20 protein-coding genes are annotated in these 20,596 nt (G+C 64.8%); 12 read left to right on the forward strand and 8 right to left on the reverse strand.

The annotated features are described in order from the left end of the window. Window positions 1-172: 172 nt before the first annotated feature. The 8 genes from JAB8_RS22665 to JAB8_RS22700 form a co-directional block, all read right to left on the reverse strand. A complete protein-coding gene (locus JAB8_RS22665) occupies window positions 173-856 on the reverse strand; it encodes a hypothetical protein (protein ID WP_227741991.1) in 684 nt (227 codons plus the stop codon). Continuing rightward, complete coding sequence (locus JAB8_RS22670; RefSeq protein WP_070291519.1) at window positions 853-2,421, reverse strand: hypothetical protein; 1,569 nt, start codon at window positions 2,419-2,421, stop codon at window positions 853-855. Before JAB8_RS22670 ends, JAB8_RS22665 begins: the two co-directional genes overlap by 4 nt. A 21-nt stretch (window positions 2,422-2,442) precedes the next feature. Beyond that, window positions 2,443-3,648, reverse strand: coding sequence for a type II secretion system F family protein (locus JAB8_RS22675; RefSeq protein ID WP_070291520.1), 1,206 nt, complete (start codon window positions 3,646-3,648; stop codon window positions 2,443-2,445). Beyond that, a complete protein-coding gene (locus tag JAB8_RS22680; protein WP_070291521.1) occupies window positions 3,648-5,351 on the reverse strand; it encodes an ATPase, T2SS/T4P/T4SS family in 1,704 nt (567 codons plus the stop codon). The genes JAB8_RS22675 and JAB8_RS22680 overlap by 1 nt, the downstream gene beginning before the upstream one ends. A 7-nt stretch (window positions 5,352-5,358) precedes the next feature. Next, window positions 5,359-6,777 (reverse strand): tetratricopeptide repeat protein, encoded by a 1,419-nt coding sequence (locus tag JAB8_RS30195; RefSeq protein ID WP_070291522.1) that lies wholly within the window; start codon window positions 6,775-6,777, stop codon window positions 5,359-5,361. Then, window positions 6,774-8,726 carry a pilus (MSHA type) biogenesis protein MshL gene (locus JAB8_RS22690; protein ID WP_070291634.1) on the reverse strand — a complete coding sequence of 651 codons (1,953 nt, stop codon included), beginning with the start codon at window positions 8,724-8,726 and terminating at the stop codon, window positions 6,774-6,776. Before JAB8_RS22690 ends, JAB8_RS30195 begins: the two co-directional genes overlap by 4 nt. A 107-nt stretch (window positions 8,727-8,833) precedes the next feature. Beyond that, a complete protein-coding gene (locus JAB8_RS22695) occupies window positions 8,834-10,219 on the reverse strand; it encodes an AAA family ATPase (protein ID WP_254679574.1) in 1,386 nt (461 codons plus the stop codon). Further along, window positions 10,216-10,944, reverse strand: a complete 729-nt coding sequence (locus JAB8_RS22700; RefSeq protein ID WP_070291523.1) for an ABC transporter ATP-binding protein — start codon at window positions 10,942-10,944, stop codon at window positions 10,216-10,218. Before JAB8_RS22700 ends, JAB8_RS22695 begins: the two co-directional genes overlap by 4 nt. A gap of 213 nt (window positions 10,945-11,157) precedes the next feature. On the opposite strand from JAB8_RS22700, the gene JAB8_RS22705 reads away from it, so the two are divergent. From JAB8_RS22705 to JAB8_RS22760, 12 genes are all read left to right on the forward strand, one after another. After that, on the forward strand, window positions 11,158-12,861 hold the full coding sequence (locus tag JAB8_RS22705; RefSeq protein ID WP_070291524.1) for a GspE/PulE family protein: 1,704 nt from the start codon (window positions 11,158-11,160) through the stop codon (window positions 12,859-12,861). 1 nt (window position 12,862) lies between these two features. After that, window positions 12,863-14,098, forward strand: a complete 1,236-nt coding sequence (locus JAB8_RS22710) for a type II secretion system F family protein (RefSeq protein ID WP_070291525.1) — start codon at window positions 12,863-12,865, stop codon at window positions 14,096-14,098. After that, the gene (locus tag JAB8_RS22715) at window positions 14,098-14,583 is read left to right on the forward strand and encodes a type II secretion system protein (protein WP_070291526.1); all 486 of its coding nucleotides are present in this window, start codon (window positions 14,098-14,100) and stop codon (window positions 14,581-14,583) included. Before JAB8_RS22710 ends, JAB8_RS22715 begins: the two co-directional genes overlap by 1 nt. A gap of 83 nt (window positions 14,584-14,666) precedes the next feature. After that, window positions 14,667-15,170, forward strand: a complete 504-nt coding sequence (locus JAB8_RS30200; RefSeq protein ID WP_070291527.1) for a prepilin-type N-terminal cleavage/methylation domain-containing protein — start codon at window positions 14,667-14,669, stop codon at window positions 15,168-15,170. A 138-nt stretch (window positions 15,171-15,308) separates the two neighbouring features. Next, entirely contained in the window at window positions 15,309-15,845 is a 537-nt protein-coding gene (locus tag JAB8_RS30010; protein WP_070291528.1) for a prepilin-type N-terminal cleavage/methylation domain-containing protein, read from the forward strand. Continuing rightward, window positions 15,832-16,398, forward strand: a complete 567-nt coding sequence (locus tag JAB8_RS22730; protein ID WP_070220264.1) for a type II secretion system protein — start codon at window positions 15,832-15,834, stop codon at window positions 16,396-16,398. Before JAB8_RS30010 ends, JAB8_RS22730 begins: the two co-directional genes overlap by 14 nt. Next, window positions 16,395-17,315 (forward strand): prepilin-type N-terminal cleavage/methylation domain-containing protein, encoded by a 921-nt coding sequence (locus JAB8_RS22735; protein WP_070220262.1) that lies wholly within the window; start codon window positions 16,395-16,397, stop codon window positions 17,313-17,315. Before JAB8_RS22730 ends, JAB8_RS22735 begins: the two co-directional genes overlap by 4 nt. A gap of 5 nt (window positions 17,316-17,320) precedes the next feature. Beyond that, window positions 17,321-17,755: an agglutinin biogenesis protein MshP gene (locus JAB8_RS22740; protein WP_254679576.1), complete on the forward strand. Its 435-nt coding sequence runs from the start codon at window positions 17,321-17,323 to the stop codon at window positions 17,753-17,755. A gap of 130 nt (window positions 17,756-17,885) precedes the next feature. After that, window positions 17,886-18,845: an agglutinin biogenesis protein MshI gene (locus JAB8_RS22745; RefSeq protein WP_070291530.1), complete on the forward strand. Its 960-nt coding sequence runs from the start codon at window positions 17,886-17,888 to the stop codon at window positions 18,843-18,845. Next, the gene (locus tag JAB8_RS22750) at window positions 18,842-19,501 is read left to right on the forward strand and encodes a PilN domain-containing protein (RefSeq protein ID WP_070291531.1); all 660 of its coding nucleotides are present in this window, start codon (window positions 18,842-18,844) and stop codon (window positions 19,499-19,501) included. The genes JAB8_RS22745 and JAB8_RS22750 overlap by 4 nt, the downstream gene beginning before the upstream one ends. Next, window positions 19,501-20,184, forward strand: a complete 684-nt coding sequence (gene gspM / locus JAB8_RS22755) for a type II secretion system protein GspM (RefSeq protein ID WP_070291532.1) — start codon at window positions 19,501-19,503, stop codon at window positions 20,182-20,184. The genes JAB8_RS22750 and gspM overlap by 1 nt, the downstream gene beginning before the upstream one ends. Then, window positions 20,169-20,564, forward strand: a complete 396-nt coding sequence (locus JAB8_RS22760) for a hypothetical protein (RefSeq protein WP_070291533.1) — start codon at window positions 20,169-20,171, stop codon at window positions 20,562-20,564. Before gspM ends, JAB8_RS22760 begins: the two co-directional genes overlap by 16 nt. Window positions 20,565-20,596: the final 32 nt, after the last annotated feature.

The following is a 20,596-nucleotide window of genomic DNA, read 5'->3' on the forward strand; positions in this document are numbered from 1 at the left end:
GGCGGGGCCGGGGGCGCCGCCAGGGCAGGATCGGGCGCCGGCGGGCCGTAGCGCTGCGCGTCGAGCTGGGCGCGCTGGTCGGGCGACAGGAACAAACGGCCCAGTTGCGGCGACTGTGCCTGGGCCGTGAGCGCGGCACCGGCCAGCAGCGCGCCCAGGACGAGGGTGGTCCTCATGGCCGCCCCGGCACGGGCGCGCTGCCCAGGGTCAGCCACAGCAGCTCGCATTCGGCGCCCACGGTGGGCGCAGCTCCGCTGCCTGGACCGGCCCCGGCCGCAGCGTGGCGCTTGAGCGTGCAATCCTGCACGGCGAAATAGCCGGCCTGGCGTAAATCGTCCAGCAGGTTCAGCAAATCCATCTCGTGCAGCAAATCCATCTGCAGGCGCATGCGGCTGCCGCGCAGCTGATATTGTCCCATCACCATGGGCAACGGTACTTGCAGCCCTTGCTGCGGGCTGATGTCATAGCTGATCGGCAGCAGTTTGCGCTGTTCCTGGCTGCGGCGGATGGCGTCGATCCAGGCCAGGCGGTTTTCCTCGCCGATCAGGCCGCGCTGGCGCAGGGCCAGGAATTGCGGTTCGTAGGCGCGGATTTCCTGCTTTTCCGCCTCCGCATGGTTGAACAGGAGGGCGGCCGCCGAACGCGTGCGCTGGGCCAGGTCCAGCTGCTGCGCTTCACGCGCCCGGTAGGCGGCACTCAGGCTCAGCAGCACCACGCTGGCCAGCAAGGTCAGCGCAAAGCACAGCAGGGCGCGGCGTATCAGGTGCAGTTCGCCCAGCCAGGCGGGCAGCGCGCGCGCGGGCGTGCCGCTCCGTTGCATGCCGGGCAGGGGCGGCTGTTTGACGGGGCCGCTCATGGCTGCCACGCGAGCAAGAGGGTGAAGCGGGCCTGGCTGGCCGGCGCCGGCACGGCGCTCTTGCCGGATAGGGCCGCGCTGGGGCGCAGGTCGAGCGGCGTTTCCTCGATCGTCACCTGCATGCCCGGCTGGCGCGCCAGGGTTTGCGCGAAGGCCGTGATGGCCGCCAGGGCCGCGCGGTAATCGTTGTTTGGCATGGCCACGTCCGCTTCCAGGCGCAAGGCCTGCGGCGGCGCGACGGGAATGCCGGCCAAGGCGCTGCCGGCCGGTGCGCCCGTACTTTGCTGCTGCTGTGGCGGCGTCTGATTGCTCGCCACGCGCGCGGTCGCCTGGCCCGCATGCCAGTGCAGCTGGCCGAGCGCGACTTGCGGCGCCTGGTCCAGTGCGGCGCTCAGTATGCCCAGCAGCCGGCCCGGCTCCGGCGCCTGGCTGGCGATCATGTGGCCCAGGGTCACGGCCACTTTCATGTTCTGCGTCTTGGCCGGCGCCGGCGGCTGGGTCGACATGACGCTGCGGTAGCGCTGCTGATAGGACGCCGTTTCCTGCGCCAGGCGTTCGATGGCGGCCCCGTCGGCTATGCCGCCGAGCAAGTTAATCGCGCACCACAGGGCCGCCGATGCGCCGATCAGCGTGCTGGCGCCATACAGCGTCTTGCGCGCGCGCTGGAAATGGTAGTAGCGGGCCAGCGCGCCGGGCGGATAGTGGCTGGACGGCGGATGCTTGCCCAGCAAAGTCAGCAGCAATTCGTCGGCCAGCGCCGGCGTGCGGCGCAAGCCCACCCGTTCGCCCGCCAGCTGCAGGTCGATGAAGTGGTAAGCCACTTCGACGCCGTTGTCGCACAGCAGTTCGAGCTTGGCGATTTGCGCGGCCGGCGCCAGGATGACGGTATTCAAGACGTCGCCGCGCGCCAGCATGCGCGTGCTGGTGAGAAATTGCCGCGTTTTTTCCGTTTCCAGCGCAATATTCACGGCCACGCCGTCGAGCGCGATGGTGGCCGTCTGGCGCGAAAAGCGCAGCTGGCCCTTTTCATAGTAGCTTTGCCGCAAGCCGCCCGACTGCTGCGTCACCAGCAGCAAGTGTTCATGCGCGATCGACAGCTTTTTGACCAGCGCGATACTGAGCAGGCTGGTCGAATAAATGCCGGCCACGGGCACGCGCAAGTGCTCGAGCGCCTCCGTCCATGGCTGCAGCAAGGATGGGTTGGTCAGCGCAAAGAACAGCACCTGGTCGTCGTGGCGGCCCGTGCTTTCGCGGCCCAGCAGGGTGCTGCCCCGGTAGGGCGTGTCGCGGTGTAATTGCTGCTTGCGCCGCTCCAGCAGGGCCCGGCCGGCCTTGCCGCGCACATGGGGCAGCAGCTGGCGCTGGAAATCTTCCTCGATCAAGTCCGTCAGCAGGTAGGCGGGCACGCCCGACCGTTGCCCCTGCGGATCTTCCAGCCACGCGGCGAAACCGTCCAGCCCGGCCGCGCTGGCGGGGAAGGCCTGGCCCTGGCCCAGCACGCCGTGGTCCCAGTCGTAGGCGCACAGCGCGTCGCTGGTGATGTAGAGTAATTGTTTGCGGAACACGGCGGTCTCAGGTCTCGGGTCTCAAGTTTTCATCGTGCTGATGGTGTCGTAGATCGGCCCCAGCACTGACAGCATGATCCAGCCCAGCAGCAGGCCCAGGATGACCGTCATGGCCGGCTCGATCATGGCTTGCACTTTTTCAATCAATTCCTTCACTTCGCGGTTGTAAAAGTAACTGACATTGCGCAAGGCCGTGTCCAGCGAGCCCGTGGCCTCGCCCACCTTGAGCATGCGGATCACCAGTGGCGGGAAGATGCCCGTATGCTGGAAGGCGGCGGTCACGCCATGGCCTTCGCTGATCAGCTGGGCGGCGCGGCGCAGGCCGGCCGCCACCACCTGGTTGCCGGCGATGCCTTCGGACAGGCGGATGCATTCGAGTATCGTGATGCCGGAAGCATACATCAGGGCAAAAAAAGTGGCGAAGCGGGCCAGGATGATCTTGTGCAGCACGGGGCCGACCAGCCACAGCCGCAGCTTCAAGCCATCCCACGCGTAGCGGGCCGCCTCGCTGCGGCGGATCAGCGCGCGCAGGCCGAAAAACAGCAGCACGGGCAAGGCCAGCAGCACATACCAGTAATCGATGAACACATTCGATACAAAGATCAACACGCGCGTGTGCAGCGGCAGCTCGCCGCCCATGTTGCGGATGAAGGCCGTCAGCTGGGGTACCAGATAAATCATCAGGAAAAACGTCACGCCCGCCACCACCAGCGCGACGATGACCGGGTACATGACGATCTTGCGCGTCTGCGAGGCCAGCTCGTCCTGCCACTTCAGGCTTTCCGACAGGTTCTTGAACACTTCGGCGATCTTGCCGCTCTGTTCGCCCGCCAGGATCAGGCTGGTAAACGTGGCGTCGAAGATGTCGCCATGCTGGGCCAGCGCGCCCGACAGCGGCAAGCCGCCTTCGATGCTTTCGATCAGATCCGTGACGACTTCGCGCAGGCGCGGGTGGTCCGTGCTTTCGCGCAAGTCGTTCAAGCCTTCCAGGATGGGCACGCCCGCACCCGTCAATTGTTCCATGTGGAAGCAGAAGTTGATCAGGTCGCGGCGGTGGATGACCCGCTTGCCCAGCAGCACAAGATACTGGCCCGTGATCTTGCAGTCGATCAAGTCCAGCTGCATGCGGTGCAGGCGCGCTTCCAGGTCCGGCACGTTGGCCGCCTCCATGCTGCCGGGAATCAATGCGCCGGCGGCATCCATGGAGCGGTAGACATATTGCGCCATCAGGCCAGCCTTTCCGTCAAGTCGACCACGCGGCCCACTTCTTCCAGGGTGGTCACGCCTTCGAGCACGCGACGCACGCCGTCGTCGACGATGCCCTTGAAGCCGGCCGCGCGCGCCGCGTTCTTCAATTCGCGCGAACTGGCGCGGCGCGCCGTCAATTCATCGAGTTCAGCCGTCATCTTGAGAATTTCCATGATGGCCAGGCGGCCCTTGTAGCCCTGGTGCGCGCAGCGCTCGCAGCCGACGGCGCGGCAGATGGAGGCGGGCGCATCGCTTGCTGCCAGGCCCATCAGGCGGCGCTCGACGTCGTCCGCGATCACGGTTTCCTTGCAATGCGGACACAAGCGGCGCACCAGCCGCTGCGCCACAATGCCGATGATGTTGCCGGCCATGATGTCGGGCAGGATGCCGATGTCGAGCAGGCGCGCCACGGAACCGATGGCCGAGCTCGTATGCAAAGTGGAATACACCTGGTGGCCCGTCATGGCGGCGGCAAAGGCCATTTCCGCCGTTTCGCGGTCGCGGATCTCGCCCACGAGGATGATGTCCGGGTCTTGCCGCATCATCGAGCGGATGCCGTCGGCAAAGCCCAGCTTGACCGATTCGTTGACGGAGGTCTGGCGTATCATGTTCATCGGATACTCGACCGGGTCCTCCAGGGTCATGATGTTGACGCTTTCCGTATTGATATGGTTGAGTATCGAATACAGGGTGGTGGTCTTGCCGCTGCCCGTCGGGCCCGTCACGAGGATCACGCCGTCGGGACGGGCGATCATCAGTTTGAGCAAGTTCAGTTCCGCTTCGGCCAGGCCCAGCCCGTCCAGCGGGACGATGCCCTTTTGCCGGTCCAGCACGCGCAGCACGACGTTTTCGCCATGCGTGGTGGGTTGCGCGGACGCGCGGAAGTCGATTTGCCGACCGGAAAACTTGATGCTGATGCGCCCATCCTGCGGCGCGCGCGCTTCGGCGATATTCATGTTCGACATCACCTTCAGGCGCACGGCCATGGCCGGCCAGTACGATTTGTGCAGGCTGCGGATTTGCCGCAGGATGCCGTCGATGCGGTAGCGGATGCGCAGGAACGACTGTTCCGGCTCGAAATGGATGTCCGAGGCGCCGTTCTGCACGGCGTCGGCCAGCAGCGCGTCGATCAGGCGCACCATGGGCTGGCTGTACTCGTCCGACGGCGACGCCATGCTTTGATAGCTGACTTCGCCCGTTTCGATTTCGTGCAGGATGCCGTCGATCGACAATTCAAAACCATAGTACTGGTCGATGGCGCGCGAAATGTCCGATTCGTTGACGAGCACGGTGGAAATCGTGATGCCCTTGACCAGCATGGCGCTGATCTGGTCGAGCGCGACGATGTTGCTGGTGTCGGCCATGGCCAGGATCAGGTTGTCCGCCTGCCGCTCATAGACGATGGGAAAGACACGGTAGCGCTTGGCCACGTCCTTCGGAATCAGCTTCAGGGCGATGGCGTCGACAACCAGGCTCGACAGGTCCGCGCTGACCTGTTTCAGGTTTTCGCTGAGGGCCTCGCGCACGGTGGCTTCCGTGACGAAGCCCAGGGTGATCAGCAGCTTGCCCAGCGGTTCGCTGCTGCGCCGCTGCTCGATCAGGGCGATGCGCAGCTGGTCTTCGCTAATCACCCCTTTCTGGATCAGCAATTTGCCCAGCGGAAGTTTTGCCTGTTCTGCCATGTAGTACTTATTCCTGACGGGGTGGGATGGTGGCCGGCTCGGCCGGGGGCGGTGCTGCCGGCGCGGGGGCCGCCAGTTCGCGCAAACGCGTTTGCACGACGGCCTGGTCGAACGCGGCGGGCGTGGTTTGCGCCAGGGTCAAGGCGCGCTGGTAATACGTGGCGGCCAGCTTGGGCTGGTTCAACCGGTCCAGGCCGACGGCCAGGTTGAAGGCATAGTCGGGATTGCCGGGCGCGGCGCCATAGGCGCGGAAAAATTGCTGCTGCGCTTCGTTCCAGCGGCGCTGCTTGGCATACACATTACCCAGGGCAAACAGCACGGGGCCGCTGTCGGGGGTACGGGCCAGGAGGGCTTTCAGCCTGGCTTCGCTCTGCACGACGTCGCCCTGGCGCAGGCCGATCAGGCCGGCCAGTGCGACGCCATCGTCCGGGTTTATCTCGAGCAAGCGCACGTACAGCGACGCCGCCTGCGCGCCCTGGTTCTCGCGCAGGGCCACGGCCGCCAGGCCCAGCAGCGCGTCGCGGTTGTTGGCATCCTGCCGCAGCACGCTTTCATATTGCTGGCGAGCAAGGCCCAGCTGGCCCCCGTTGAACGCCTGGTAGGCTTGCTGCACGCCTGGGTTGATTTGCGGCGCCGTATCGTTGCGCAGCACCTGGATCTGGCTATTGTCGGGCGCGGCCACCGGCGGCAGGCTGGGCTGCGCAGGCGGCGGCAGTTGCGCCAGCTGGGCAGCCACGGCCGCTTGCGCGGCGGCCTGGATCATCGCCTGCTGTTCCGCCGCGCCGGCTGGCGGGCGCTGTTCGCGCGGCGCGTCCTGCGGCAGCGGGGCGGGCGCCGGGGGGGCCGGCAGAACGCCGCCGGCCCCGGGCAGCACCACGATGGGGCCGGCAACGCCGGCCGTGCCCGGGGCGTCCGTCAGCGGCATGGGTACGCCGGGCAGGTTGGCGCCCGCGCCGGGGCTGCTGCTGGCGCGCCAGTACCAATACGCCATCGATCCCGCCACCAGCAGCAGGATCGCCAGCAGCACGGCCAGGCGCACGGTGGCCGGGTCGACGCTGATGGGGCCGGTGGGGCCTTTCGGCGGCGGATTGCTGCGGCTGGCGCGTGGCTTGGCGGGCGGCGGTTCCGGACGGGCGCGCGGCGGCTCGGGGGGCGGGCCAGGTTGCGTGCCTTGCTGTGAACCGGGCTGCGCGCCGCTGGGCTCGGGCTGCGGCGCGGGAGCGTCCTGCAGCGGTTCCAGGCGCAAGCTGCTTGCCGGCTGCGCGGGCGGTGGCGCGGCAGGCGCGGGGCGGGGCGGCAGGGCGTCGGCCGGCGCCAGTTCCAGCACCTGGTCGTAGGCTTCGGACGGCTTTTCCAGTTCTTCGTCGGAAAGGCTGTTCTGCTTGGCGCGCTCGGCTTTCTTGAGCGCCTGCATCAACAAGCTCATGGGACGTCTCCCTGCAGGCGTGCCTGCGGCTGGAGGGCTGGCGCCGGCGGGCCATCCGTGTACGGCTGGCTGTTGAGCGGCGCCTGGCCGGGCAGCAGGTAACGGTAGTCGCGGTAATCGCCTTCGATGCTGGCATCCTTGACCACGACGGGGCGCATGAAGATCACCAGCTCCGTCTTGCTGCTTGCCTCATTACGATAGGTAAACAAATTGCCCACGACGGGCAGGCTGGACAGGCCAGGCACGCCATCCTTGGCATTGTCGATGGAATCCTGCATCAGGCCGCCCATCACGGCGATCTGGCCATTGCCCACTTTCATGATCGATTCCAGCTCGCGCGCCTGGATCACGGGCACGCGGCTGATCACGCTGGCCGTGGCCAGGGCCGGATTCGGGTCTTGCACATAGCCCACGATGCGCGTAATGGTGGGGCGCACATTGAGCGTGACTTCGTCGCTGTCGGAAATCTGCGGCGTGACGCTCATGACGAAGCCGACGGGCACCGTTTCCAGTTTCGACTCATAGGTGGCGGGTGTGGTGATGGTGCCCGTCGAACTGATCACGGCGGGCGTCACCTTGATGGTAAAGAAGACATTGTTGTCGACCACCTTCAGCATGGCCGTTTGATTGTTGAGCACGCTGATCTTCGGGCTGGACAGCACTTTCACCTTGCCGAACGATTCGAGCAGCTGGATGGTGGTCCTGAAACTATCCTTCATGTAGTTGAGCACGAAGATGCCGGGCGACGTACCCGGCAGCACGCCGCTGGGCAGGGGCAGGGTGCCGACACGGCCCTGGTTCAGGCTCAGGCTGCCCGTCAGGCGCGACCAGTTGATGCCTTGCTGATATTCATTGCTCAGGCGCACCTCGATGATGGTCGCCTCGATCAGCACTTGCCGCTTGGCGCTATGCAACACGGCATCGAGGAATTCGGCGATCTTTTCGTGCTGGCGACCCGTGGCGCGCACGGCGATCAAGCCGCCTTCCACGTTGACGACGACGGACGAGGGGCTGCCCTTGTTGGCCAGTTTTAATAGCGGCAGGCCGTTCGCGTCGAGCTGCTGGCCAGGATTCGCATTCTGGTTGGGTGCCTGCTGGCCTGGCGCATACTGGCCGCCAGTCTGCATCGGCGCCTGGCTGCCGTATTGGTTGCCGCCCTGATTCTGCTGCTGGCCCGGCTGGCCTGGCTGACCCGCTTGTCCCTGCTGGCCTGGCGTATTGCCCTGTGCGGCCGTCAATTGCTGGTTCAGCTGCGCCAGCGGGTCGACCTGCACGTCGTTCAGTGTGGTGTCGCGCAGCAGGTCGCGGATATTTTTTTCCAGGCTGTACCAGAAGTTATTTTCCGAACGATTCACGACCAGGGTGGTCGAATTGTTATTGCCGTTGCCGCCGCTGCCTTGCGTGCTGCCAACGGGATTGCTGGCGTTGTTCGACCCGCCGCCCGCTGTGGAAATTTGCGTAGCGATATTCACGCTGCTGTTGGTGCTGCGCGCGATGTTGACGTAATCGATCTTGTAATTGCGCCATACGGGGGCGTCGGGCAGCACCGTCAGGTTCTTGCCATCGATTTCGTAGCGCATATCGACTTGCTTGCCGATACGTGCCAGCAATTGCGGCAGGGTCTGGTTCAGCGCATTCAGGGTGACGCTGCCTTCGATCTGCGGGTGGATGTCGATATTCATGCCCGCGTCGCGCGCCAGCGCGAACAGCAGCGATTGCACGGGCACCTTGTGCACGGTGACGCTGTAGGTTTCCACCTTGGGCGCGGGCAAGGGCGCGGCCAGCGCGCTGCTTTGCTGCACCGGTTCGGGAATGGCGCCGCCGGCGACGGGCGCGGTATTGAGGTGGGCAGGCGACAGCGGCATTTGATGCGTGGCGCAGCCGGACAGCACGGTGCCGCAGGCGAGGGCGACCCAGGAGGCCAGCACAGGAATAGGGTGTTGATTCATGAAAAGTTCGCCCTTGGAGTCGTGTTGTGCCTTTGCAATTTTACCCAGCATGATCGCCTAAAATCAATCGGCTGTGCGGGCTCCGGAGGCAATATACCGAAATAAAGTCAGGGGCTACCACGCGTCGTTTGTAGCGGTGCCGTGGCTTTAATTTCCGTACGGATACTATCTATGTCGTTCAGCAATATTTTCTGTGGCGACGAGGGGGCCAGCCTCGCCCAAACGGCTTCGGCGCTGGCCCGGTCGGCGAAGCTGCCGTAGACGATGTCCAGGCGCGCGATGGCGTTTGCGGGCGCTGCGCCAGGCAGGCGAAACACGTGAAGATCGCGCAGGCCGATCGCTTGCTGCGCCTGCTGCAGGAAAGTTTCCGCCGCGGCCGTTTCGGTGGCGGGCAGGCTGGCGATTTGCAGCACCAGTTGCTGCGGCCTTTGCCGTGTCAGCCAGTCGCGCGATTCGGCCAGCTTGCTGTCGAGCAGCGTCGACGGCGCCGGCAGCGGTGCGCGTGGGACGGCAGCCGGGGCCGAGATAGCCGCTGTTTGGCCCGGCACCAGCCATTGCCACAGCAGTGCCGCAGCCAGCAGCAGCATCAGCGCGCTCAAGACGCCTGCCAGCAGCTTGCCCGCATGCCAGGGCGGGCGGTGAAAGGGGCTGTCGGCAATGGCCAGGCGCATGTGGCGCGCGCTGATTTCCTGCGCATCGTCCGCAAACGCGGCCAACAAGGCCTTGTCGGCCAGGATATTGACCCTGCGTACGATGCCCTGCGCCGCGCGCGCCAGCCGGCGCAGGGCGGCAGGCGTAAAAACGAGCGGCGCCATGCGGCCGGCGGCGGCCAGGCGGCACGCCAGATAATCGTTCAGCAAGGCTTGCGGCAGGCGCGGTACGGTGAAACTGTGGGTGATGCGTTCCTTCAATTGGCGGAACTGGGGCAAGTCCAGGGTGTGCTGCAATTCCGGCTGGCCAAACAGCACGATTTGCAGCAGCTTGTGGCTGGCCGTTTCCAGGTTCGTCAGCAGGCGCAGCGCTTCCAGGGTGGCGCCCGGCATGGCTTGCGCCTCTTCGGCCAGCAGCACCACCTGGCGCCCGGCCGCATGCCTGGCGATCAGCTCGCCGTGCAGGGCGCGCAGCGCGGCATCGGCGCGGCATCCGTCCAGTTCCAGGTCCAGTTCGGCAGCGATGGCGTGCAGGACTTCGTCCGGCTCCAGGCAGGGATTGAGCAGGTACAGCACGTCGACCTGGGGCGGCAGGCGTTCGGCCAGCATGCGGCACAGCATGGTCTTGCCGCTGCCCACTTCTCCCGTCAGCTTGATGATGCCTTCGCCTTGCGTGACGGCATACAGCAGCGCATCGAGCAGTTCGCCCCGCGTATTGCCGGGATAGAAAAAGGCCGGGTCCGGCGTGATGCCGAACGGCGCCGTGCGCAAGCCGAAATGGCGCAGATACATGCCGTGCGGCGAGGGCGCGTAGTGGCTGGAAACCTGCGTGTCGGTGTTCATGCCGCGATGCAATTGAGAAAAGCCTGCTCCAGGCTGGCGTCTTCCGTACCGCCATGGCGGGCGCGGCATTCGGCGGGCGTGCCCGCAAATACGATGCGGCCCGCATGCAGGATGGCCATGCGGTCGCACAATTCTTCCACATCGGCCAGCGCATGCGAGGTGAGCAGGGCGCCGCGGCCCTGCGCATGCGCTTGCCGCAGCACCTGCTTGAATTGCGCGCGCGCCTTCGGGTCGAGTCCGCTCATCGGTTCGTCCAGCACCAGTTGCCGCTTGCCCGACAGCAGGCAGGCGACCAGCCCCAGTTTCTGCATCATGCCTTTCGAATAGGCGCGCGCGGGACGCAGCAAGGCGTCCGGCGCCAGGTCCAGCGCGTCCAGGGCTTGCTGCACGGCGTGCGCATCGGGCCGCACATCGTGCAGGCGCGACAGGTAGCGCAGGAAGTCGCCGCCCGTCAGGTAATAAGGCGCCTGGAAACGTTCCGGCAGAAACGACAGGGGCTGGCGCGCCGCGCCATGCCGGTGCGGCCGGCCGAAAATGGCGATCTCGCCCCGCTCGGGCGTGCAAAAGTCGAGCAGGCATTTCAGCAGGCTCGTCTTGCCCGCGCCATTCACGCCGACCAGGCCGAACAGTTCACCCGCGCGCACCTGCAGGTCGACGCCGCGCAGCACGGCGCTGCCCGCCAGCTGCAGATGTACGTTGTGGAACTCGATGGCGCAGGCGTTCATAGGGGCAATGGTCGGCAGGGAAGACGGTGAACGACCGCCATTATTGCCATGGGCGCAGGCGGGCGGCAAGTGTTTCCTTGCATCGTGTTGAAATGCGCAAAAATCAAATGATGGAATGTATTTTCTTTAAGAAACATCAGGTTCTGGAATAAAATGCCTGTGCGCGCCGCAGGCGTGTATCTTCTGTGAAATTTGTTTGTCGAGGAGTAAGCAATGGCAAGGCCAGAGAAAGTCCGGCTCGGTGAAATTTTGGTGCAGCAGAAGTTGCTGACGGAAGAACAGTTGGGCCAGGCCTTGACGGAACAGAAGCGTTCGGGACGCAAGCTGGGCCGCGTTTTTGTCGAGCACGGCTTCGTCACGGAAGAGCAGATTTCAGGCGCGCTGGCGCGCCAGCTCGACATTCCCTATATCAATCTGAAGTTTTTCAACATCAATCCCGAACTGGTGCGGCTGCTGCCGGAAACCCAGGCGCGCCGCTTCCGCGCGCTGGTGCTGGAAGACCGCCGCGAGGGCTTGCTGGTCGGCATGTCCGATCCCACCGACCTGTTCGCGTACGATGAAATTTCGCGCCTGGTCAAGCGCCAGATCGAACTGGCCGTGGTCAATGAAACGGAAGTGCTGGCCGCCATCGACCGCATCTACCGCCGCACGGAAGACATCTCGACCCTGACGCGCGAGCTGGAGCAGGATCTGGGCGACGTGTCCGTCGACTTCGGCGCGCTGGCCGCCAACCCGGGCCTGGAAGAGGCGCCCATCGTCAAGCTGCTGCAATCGGTGTTCGAGGATGCCACGCAGGTGCGCGCCTCCGACATCCACATCGAGCCGCAGGAAGGCCGGCTGCAGATCCGCTTCCGCATCGACGGCGTGCTGCACCTGCAGACGGAAGCGGACAGCAAGATCGCCAGTTCGCTGGCGCTGCGCCTGAAACTGATGTCGGACCTCGATATTTCCGAGAAGCGCTTGCCGCAGGACGGCCGTTTCGCCATCCGCGTAAAAAACCAGCGCATCGACGTGCGTATTTCCACCATGCCGACGCAGTACGGCGAATCGGTGGTGATGCGTCTGCTGAACCAGGGCGGCACGACCTTGCGCCTGGACGCGATCGGCATGCCGCCCAAGCTGGTGCAGCAGTTCCGCGCCATCGTCAGCCGCCCGAACGGCCTCGTGCTGGTGACGGGGCCGACCGGCAGCGGCAAGACGACGACCCTGTACTGCGCCTTGTCCGAACTCAATTCCGTGGAAAAAAAGCTCATCACGGTGGAAGACCCCGTCGAGTACCGTTTGCCCGGCATCAACCAGGTGCAAGTCAACGACAAGATCGAACTGAACTTTGCCAGAGTGCTGCGTTCGGCCTTGCGGCAAGATCCCGACATCGTGCTCGTCGGCGAGATGCGCGACCAGGAAACGGCGCAAATCGGCTTGCGCGCCGCCATGACGGGCCATTTGGTGCTGTCGACCCTGCATACGAACGACGCCATCAGCACGCCGCTGCGCCTGATGGACATGGGCGTGCCCCGCTACATGGTGGGCAGCTCGCTGCAAGCCGTGCTGGCGCAGCGTCTGGTGCGCGTGATCTGCGAAAGCTGCAGCACGCCGTACCAGCCCACGCCGAACGAATACGAATGGCTGCGCCTGGAATTGGGCGAGCTGGTCGAGCGCAACCAGTATTTCCACGGCAAAGGCTGTTCGCATTGCAATGGCATGGGTTACCGGGGCCGCACGGGCGTGTACGAATTGCTGGAAATTACGCGCGCCGTGGCCGATGCCGCCAACCATGCCGATCCATCGCACTTCATGAAGGTGGCGACGGCGCAAATGGCCGGCGACACCTTGCGCCGCCACGCCGTGCAGCTGGTGGTGCAAGGCCGCACGACGGTGATGGAAGCGATGCGCATCAGCAACCAGAGCGAGGATTGACGTGGCGTTTTTTGCTTACAAGGCGCGCAATGCCAACGGCGAACTGCTGACCGGCGTGATGGAGGGCGCCGACAGCGGCGCCGTGGCCGATCAGTTGATGGCGGGCGGCAGTACGCCCGTCGACATCAGCGCCACCAAACAGACGGTGGCGGGCGCCGGCGCCAGCAAATTGGGCTGGTGGGACAAGCTGACCGAGAAAAAAGTCACGCCCATGGACGTGCAGCTGTTCAGCCGCCAGCTGTACACCCTGCTCAAGGCGGGCGTGCCCATCATGCGGGGACTGGCCGGCCTGCAGGAATCCGCCATCAGCCCCGCGTTCGGGCGCATCATCAAGGACGTGCGCGAGTCGCTGGACGCGGGGCGCGAGTTGTCGGCCGCCATGGCGCGCCATCCCGCCATCTTCACGCCGTTTTATCTGTCGATGGTGCGCGTGGGCGAAATGACGGGGCGCCTCGACGAAGTGTTCCTGCGCCTGTTCGATCACCTGGAATTCGACCGCGACATGCGCGCGCGCGTCAAGTCGGCCACGCGCTACCCGAGCTTCGTCGTCTTCGCCATGGTCGCCGCGATGATCGTGGTGAATATCTTCGTCATTCCCCAGTTCGAAAAAGTGTTCGCCAGCTTCCACGCGGAACTGCCCCTGATGACGCGCTTCCTGATCGGCACCTCGCGCTTCACGGTGACCTACTGGCCCATCCTGCTGATGCTGGGCGTGGGCGGCTTTTTCGGCTGGCGCGCCTGGTTGCGCACGAAAGAGGGCCTGTATAAATGGGACCGCGCCAAGCTGCGCCTGCCGATTGCCGGCAAGATCATCCTGAAGGGCACGATGGCCCGCTTCGCCCGCAGCTTCGCCCTGTCGAGCACCAGCGGCGTGCCCATCGTACAGGCGCTGACGGTGGTGGCGCAAACGGTGGACAACACCTACCTGAGCGCGCGCGTGGAGCAGATGCGCGACGGCGTGGAGCGGGGCGAAAGCATCCTGCGCACCTCGGTGGCGGCCGGCGTGTTTACGCCCGTGGTGCTGCAGATGATCGCCGTGGGCGAGGAGTCCGGTTCGCTCGACGACCTGATGGACGAGATCGCGGACATGTACGAGCGCGAAGTCGATTACGAGCTGAAAACCCTGTCGGCGCAGATCGAGCCGATCCTGATCGTCTTCCTCGGCGCCATGGTGCTGGTGCTGGCGCTGGGCATCTTCCTGCCGATCTGGGACCTGGGCCGCGCGGCCCTGCACTGATGGCGCTGCCTGCCCGCCAGCGCGGTTTCACGCTGTTCGAACTGGCCGTCGTGGCGAGCGTGTTCGCCATCCTGGTGGGCGTGTTCCTGAACCGGGCCGGCTACTACCAGCAGCAGGCGCAGCAGCTGGCTATGGCGCAGACGCTGGGGGCCTTGCGCACCGGCTTGCGGGTGCAGGTGCTGCAGCTGTACCTGGCGGACGGGCGCGCGCGCATACCGGCGCTGGCGCGGCAAAACCCGTTCGACTGGCTGGCCGACAAGCCGGCCAACTACCTGGGCGAATTCGATGCCCCCGTGCTCGATGAATTACCCGGCGGGAATTGGTTGTACGACAGAAAAGAACAAAAAATCATCTATTTGTTTAGTAATGGCAATATTTTTCCCGGTTCAGAGCTTGATGCAGTGAAATTTAAGGTAATCTTGCCAGGTGCAGACGCCGATATTGACAAGCTCGTCCAGGAACCCGATATTGTGGTGTGGAAATAGCCTGACGCTGCAACGGCGTGCCGTGCAGCGCACGTTTCATGGCGTTGGTTTTGATGTTTTTATTTGATTTTGGAGAAGCTGGTATGAAGAAATCCTTACGTAGTATGAAAAGCGGCGCCCAGGCGGGTTTTACCCTGATTGAACTGGTCGTCGTCATCGTGATCCTGGGTATCCTGGCAGCGACGGCCATTCCTAAATTCGTCGACATGTCGACCGATGCGCGCATCGCCAAGATGCAGGCGGCAGCGGGCGCCTTGAAATCCGGTTCGGCCCTGTTCCACGCACAATGGCTGGTCAAGGGTTCGCCTGCCGACGCCGTTGCCGTCAACATGGAAGGCACGGACATCAAGGGCATCAGCGGCTACCCCGGCATCGCATCGCCTGGCATCGCCTCGGCGGCAGGCGGTCTGGTTGACTACGATACCACCACCGTTGCGGCGACGGGAACCGTGCTGACGGTGTTGCCTGATAACAAGCATACAAGTTGCAAGGTGACCTATACGACTGCCGTGGCTGCGTCAGGCACCACGCCAGTCCTGCCGGCGGTGGTTGACGCGACGGCCCTGACCTCGACCAACTGCAGCTAATCCGGGCGTGCAGCTGCTATGCCGGCAAGCCGGCATGGCCACGCCATGTTTTCCGCCCGCCCAACGCCAGGCCATGCCGGTTGGGCTTTTTTACGGGTATTGCCATTGTCCCTGCCATCGACCACCTTGCCGCAACGTATGACGCTCTCGCGGCCCAGGCTGCGGCGCCGCGCGCGCGGCTTCACGCTGATCGAACTGGTCGCGGTGCTGGTGATCGCCGGCCTGCTGGCCACGTTTGCCGTTTCGCGGTTTTTCCAGCGCGATGCCTTTGATGCGCGCAGTACCAGCGATCAGGTGGCGAGTATCGTGCGCTATGGACAAAAGCTTGCGGTGGCGCAAAACCGTCCCGTGTTTGTGCGCATCGACGGCAAAAGCGTGGCGCTGTGCTTCGATGCCGCTTGCAGCGATGCGCAGAAGGTGGTGCCACCCGCCGGCACGAACAGCGGCAGCAAGGAAACACTGCTCGCTTGCAGCGACAGGAGCAACTGGCTGTGCGAAGGATGGCCTGCGGCCGTTACGCTGACGGGCGGCGCGGGGTTTTACTTTGACCCGCTGGGGCGCCCGTATTACGCGGCGTACGGCGATTTTTCCACTATCCTGGTGCTGACCGTGGTTGCGGGCGGGCAGCAATACCAGGTCAACGTCGCACCGGAGACCGGCTATGTGTACCGCTAGGCGCCGTGCCACCAGGCGCGGCCAGGCCGGCGTGACCCTGATCGAACTGGTGCTCTTCATCGTCATCGTGGGCGTGGCGGTGACGGCCATCCTTGGCGTGATGAGCTTGACGACGCGCAATAGCGTCGACCCGCAGCTGCGCAAGCAGGCGCTGGCCATTGCGCAAGGCATGCTCGACGAAATCGAGGGCGCGCGCTTCACTTATTGCGCAGTGGACGACCCGGCAGCCGAGACGGCGACCGGCGAGGCCGGTTGCGCCACGAAGGAAGCGTTTGGCATACAGGGCGCCACCACGCAGCGGCCTTACGACAACGTCAATGATTACGTGGCCAGCGACGGCGGAACCTCGACATACACCACGGATGTGGCCGGCAACCCGTTCTCAGCGCTTGCCGGCCAGTATGCGGCGACGGTGAGCATCAATACCGTTGCGCTGAACGGCATCGCGGCGCCCAAGGTGCTGCATATCCAGGTCAGCGTCGCCTATGGCGACAAGCAGCAGGTCGTGCTCGACGGCTATCGCACGCGCTACGCGCCGAACAGCATCCCATGAATACCTCTTCTTTCCGGCGCCGCGCGCGCGGCTTTACCCTGGTGGAGATGATCATCGTGATCGTCATCACGGGCATCATCGGCGGCATGGTGGCCATGTTCATCCGCCTGCCCGTGCAAGGTTATATCGATGCCAATGCCCGCGCCGACCTGGCCGACCTGGCCGATACCGCCACGCGGCGCATCGCGCGCGACGTGCGCCTTGCCCTGCCGAACAGCGTGCGCGTCAGCGCGGACGGGAAATACCTGGAGTTGCTGTTGACGAAATCGGGCGGCCGCTACCTGTCCGAGGACGATGCACCGGGTCTCGGAGCCGTGCTGGCCTTCAATCCCGTCGCCGCCGGCGCGAACGCCAATCAATTTACCGTCGTCGGGAGCGCGCCGGAGATCGCGCCCGGCGACTTTATCGCCGTCTACAATATGGGCGACAACCTGCCGGATGCCTACGGCTGTGCCGTCAACGCCGGCATCTGCAATCTGGCGCAGGTCGATGCCGTCAGCGGCACGCTGGTGACCCTGAAGAGCAATCCCTTTCTCGCGCAGGCGCCGCTGAAGTTCCCCTCACCATCGCACCGTTTTCAGGTGGTGACGACGCCTGTCAGCTATGTTTGCGATCCGCAGGCCGGTACCCTGATGCGTTATTCCGGCTATGTCATCCAGGCGACGCAGCCGCTCGATGCGGCGGCGGCGCCTTTGTCAACGGCCCCCGTGCGCGCACTGCTGGCGCAAAAAATCCTGAAAAACACGGTGACGCGGTCTGGTCAAACAGAGGCTCCCCCCGAAGGCTGTTTTACCTATGAGGTGTTGAAGAACGGGCCGCGCGGCCTGCTCAGCATCGTCCTGAGCCTCGGCGCGGAAAACAGCAATACCGGCACGCTGCGCCTGGTGCAGCAGGTACAGGTCAGTAACACACCATGAGCGCCATGAGAATATTTCCCTCCCGCCGCATGCGCGGCTTCAGCCTGGTGACGGCCATCTTCCTGCTGGTGGTGCTGGCGGGGCTGGGCGCCGTGATGGTGAACGTGTTTACCCTGCAGCAAGTTGAATCGGCGATGGACGTGCAGGGCGTGCGCGCCGAGCAGGCCGCGCGCGCCGGCATCGAGTGGGGCGTGTACAGCCAGCTGATCGATGGAAACTGCGCTCCTTCCGTGTCGTTTGCCTTGCCGGCAGGCACATCGCTGTCCTCCTTTTCTGTCAGCGTACAGTGCGTCAAGGCCACGGGTCCGGGCACACTGAGCAGCTGGACCATCACGGCCACGTCCTGCAACCAGCCGGCCGCGGCCGAGCCGTTATGTCCGCACGCAGGCAACAACCTCGATTACGTCCAGCGCCGCCTGCAGGCCGTGCTGTCGCAGTAAGGTCAACTGCTTGAAAAAAAGATCGCTAATTTATTGTTTTTACACAACAAAATTGGTTTCATGAATTAGAATTGGCTTGATGCATTATCTGCGCGACAAGTCGGGCAGGCACTTACACTGGATAGTTCGCATGGGTTTATTCGCAAGAGCAAGAAAATACGATGGCTGGCTGGCGACGGCGTTTGGCCGCGAAGGTGTCAGCGCCGTCGTTGTCGAGCGTCCCGCCGACGGCCTGCCGCGCGTGCTGTGCGCCAGTTACCAGGCGGCGGAACGGCCCGCGTCGGCCGAAGTGCTGGAAAAGCTGGGCAAGGAACTGCAGGCCGCGGCGCGCCACTGCAGTACCGTGCTGGCCGGCGGCGAGTACCAGCTGCTGTCGCTGGAAGCGCCGGCTGTGCCGCGCGAGGAATTGAAGACGGCCGTGGGCTGGCGCCTGAAGGACATGCTGGACTTTCCCCTGGCCGAGGCCACCATCGACGTGTTCGACATCCCCGGTGACCCGAACGGCACCCAGCGCGGCAGCAGCGTGTTTGCCGTCGCCGCGCGCAACAGCGCCGTGTCGCGGCGCCAGGGGCTGTATGGCGTATGCAAGATCGGCCTGTCCGTGATCGATATCCCGGAAATGGCGCAGCGCAATATCGCCACCCTGCTGGAAACGCCGGGGCGCGGCATCGCCGTGCTGTCCTTCGATGGCGACGGCGGCTTGCTGACCATCAGTTTCAATGGCGAGCTGTACCAGGCGCGCCGCATCGATGTGACCTTGCCGCAATTGCACTCTCCCGACGCCAGCCAGTATTACGATCGTGTCACCCTGGAGCTGCAGCGCTCGTTCGACCACTTCGACCGCCAGTTCCACTTCATTTCGCTCTCGCGCCTGATGCTGATGACGGGCGCCAGCGATGGCTTGCACGGCTATCTGGCCGATAATCTGTACATGCCGGTCGAACGGCTGGACCTGAATCAGGTGTTCGACTTTTCCCGGGTTGCCGCCTTGCGCGAGCCGGACATGCAGGCGCGCTACTTCCTGGCGCTGGGCGCGGCCTTGCGCGAGGGGGGCATGCTCCCGGGCAAGAGCGAAGGGAAGGGCGCATGAGCCAGCAGATCAATCTGTTCAACCCCCAGTTCGAACAGACGACCCACCAGATGTCGGCACGCACCGCCGGCGCCTGCCTCGGTGCGCTGGCGCTGGGCTTGCTGCTGCTGTGCGTGCTGGACCAGCGCTCGCTGACGGAACTGCAGCGCCAGGACGCGGATGTCCAGGCGGCGCTGGCAAAAGAAGAGGCCAGGCGCGACCAGGCTTTGCGTGATTTTCCGCCACGCAAGAAAGATCCGGCGCTGGCGCAGGAAGTCGCGGCTGCCGAGGCGCAGCGCCAGTTGCTGCTGGATGCGTCGGCCGTGCTGGCCAGTGGCGAACTGGGCAATACCCAGGGCTTTGCCGGCTATTTCCGCGCGTTGGCGCAGGCCAGGGTGGAAGGCGTATGGTTGACGAACATCAATATCGCCGGTGCCGGCAGTGAACTCGGCTTGCAGGGCCGCGCCTTGCGCGCGTCGCTGCTGCCCGCGTATATCACGCGTTTGGGCCAGCAGGATGTGCTGGCAGGCAAGAGCTTCGCCAGCCTCGACATCGGCCAGCCGCCGGTGCCGGCGGTCACCGAAGGCAAGGCACCGGCGGCGCCGTATGTGACTTTCAGCTTGCAATCATCAAGCCAGCTTGCGGCGTCCGCCGCGGCAGCGGGAGGAAAACACTGATGCAGCCCTTGCTGAAAAAATGGGCCGCTGCCTTCGATGCCCTCAGTCGGCGCGAGCGGCTGATGCTGTTCGGCGCGGGCGTGGCCGCGCTCCTGTTCGTCTTCTATTTTTTGTTCTTTAATCCGCTGTTCGCGAAACGGGCGGCGCTGCATGCGAACATTGCGCAAAAGCAAAACCAGAAGGCAGCCATCGCCAAGGAAATCGAACTGACCATGCTGGCGCACGCAGTGGATCCGGACCAGAATGCGCGCGCGCGTTTGGCGGCCCTGCTGGCGGAAGGGGCGAGAATGAAAGATCAGCTGCGCCAGAAGCAGCACGGCCTGGTGGCGCCCGAACGCATGGTCGCGCTGCTGGAACAGTTGCTGCGCCGGCATGCCGGCCTGCGCGTGGTCGCGCTGAAAACCTTGTCTGGAGGTGGCGTGGGCGCTTCCCCGGCAGCTGCAGCGTCCGGCGACGGCGCCGCCAAGGCAAGCGCCCCGGCGCCCCTGCTGCACCGGCATGGCGTGGAAGTGGTGCTGCAGGGCAGTTATGCCGACATGCTGCAGTACATGCAGGCGCTGCAGGCGATGCAGACGCGGGTCTTCTGGGGCCAGGCCCGCCTGGAGGCCGAAACTTACCCGCAAGCGACGCTGACCCTGACTTTATATACCCTCAGCATGGATGACACATGGATCGCACTGTGACCGCCGGCCGCGCGCCGCGCCGCTGGGCGCCGCTCCTGGCGCTGTGCCTGGCCTGCAGCGGCGTGCAGGCGCAGGCGCTGGACGACCCCACGCGCCCGCCCGCGGCCCTGTGGGCGCCCGCCAGCGCCGCTCCCGTCACGCCCGCGCAGCCGCGCCTGCAATCGGTGCTCATCTCCACCCAGCCGGGCGGCCGCCGCCTCGCCGTCATCGATGGCCAGACAGTCAAGGTCGGCAGCAAGGTGGGCGACGCCGTGGTGACGGAGATCCGCGACACGGCCGTATTATTGCGGCGTGGCAAAACACTGGAAACCTTCAAGCTGTACCCGGGCAGCAAGATACCGCCTCAGACCGACAGCAAGACCGACCGCAAGCAGGAGTAGAAGAAGTGGCCAAGCAATTCAATCAACACAAG

Source organism: Janthinobacterium sp. HH106 (genome assembly GCF_001758725.1).
GTDB lineage: Bacteria > Pseudomonadota > Gammaproteobacteria > Burkholderiales > Burkholderiaceae_D > Janthinobacterium.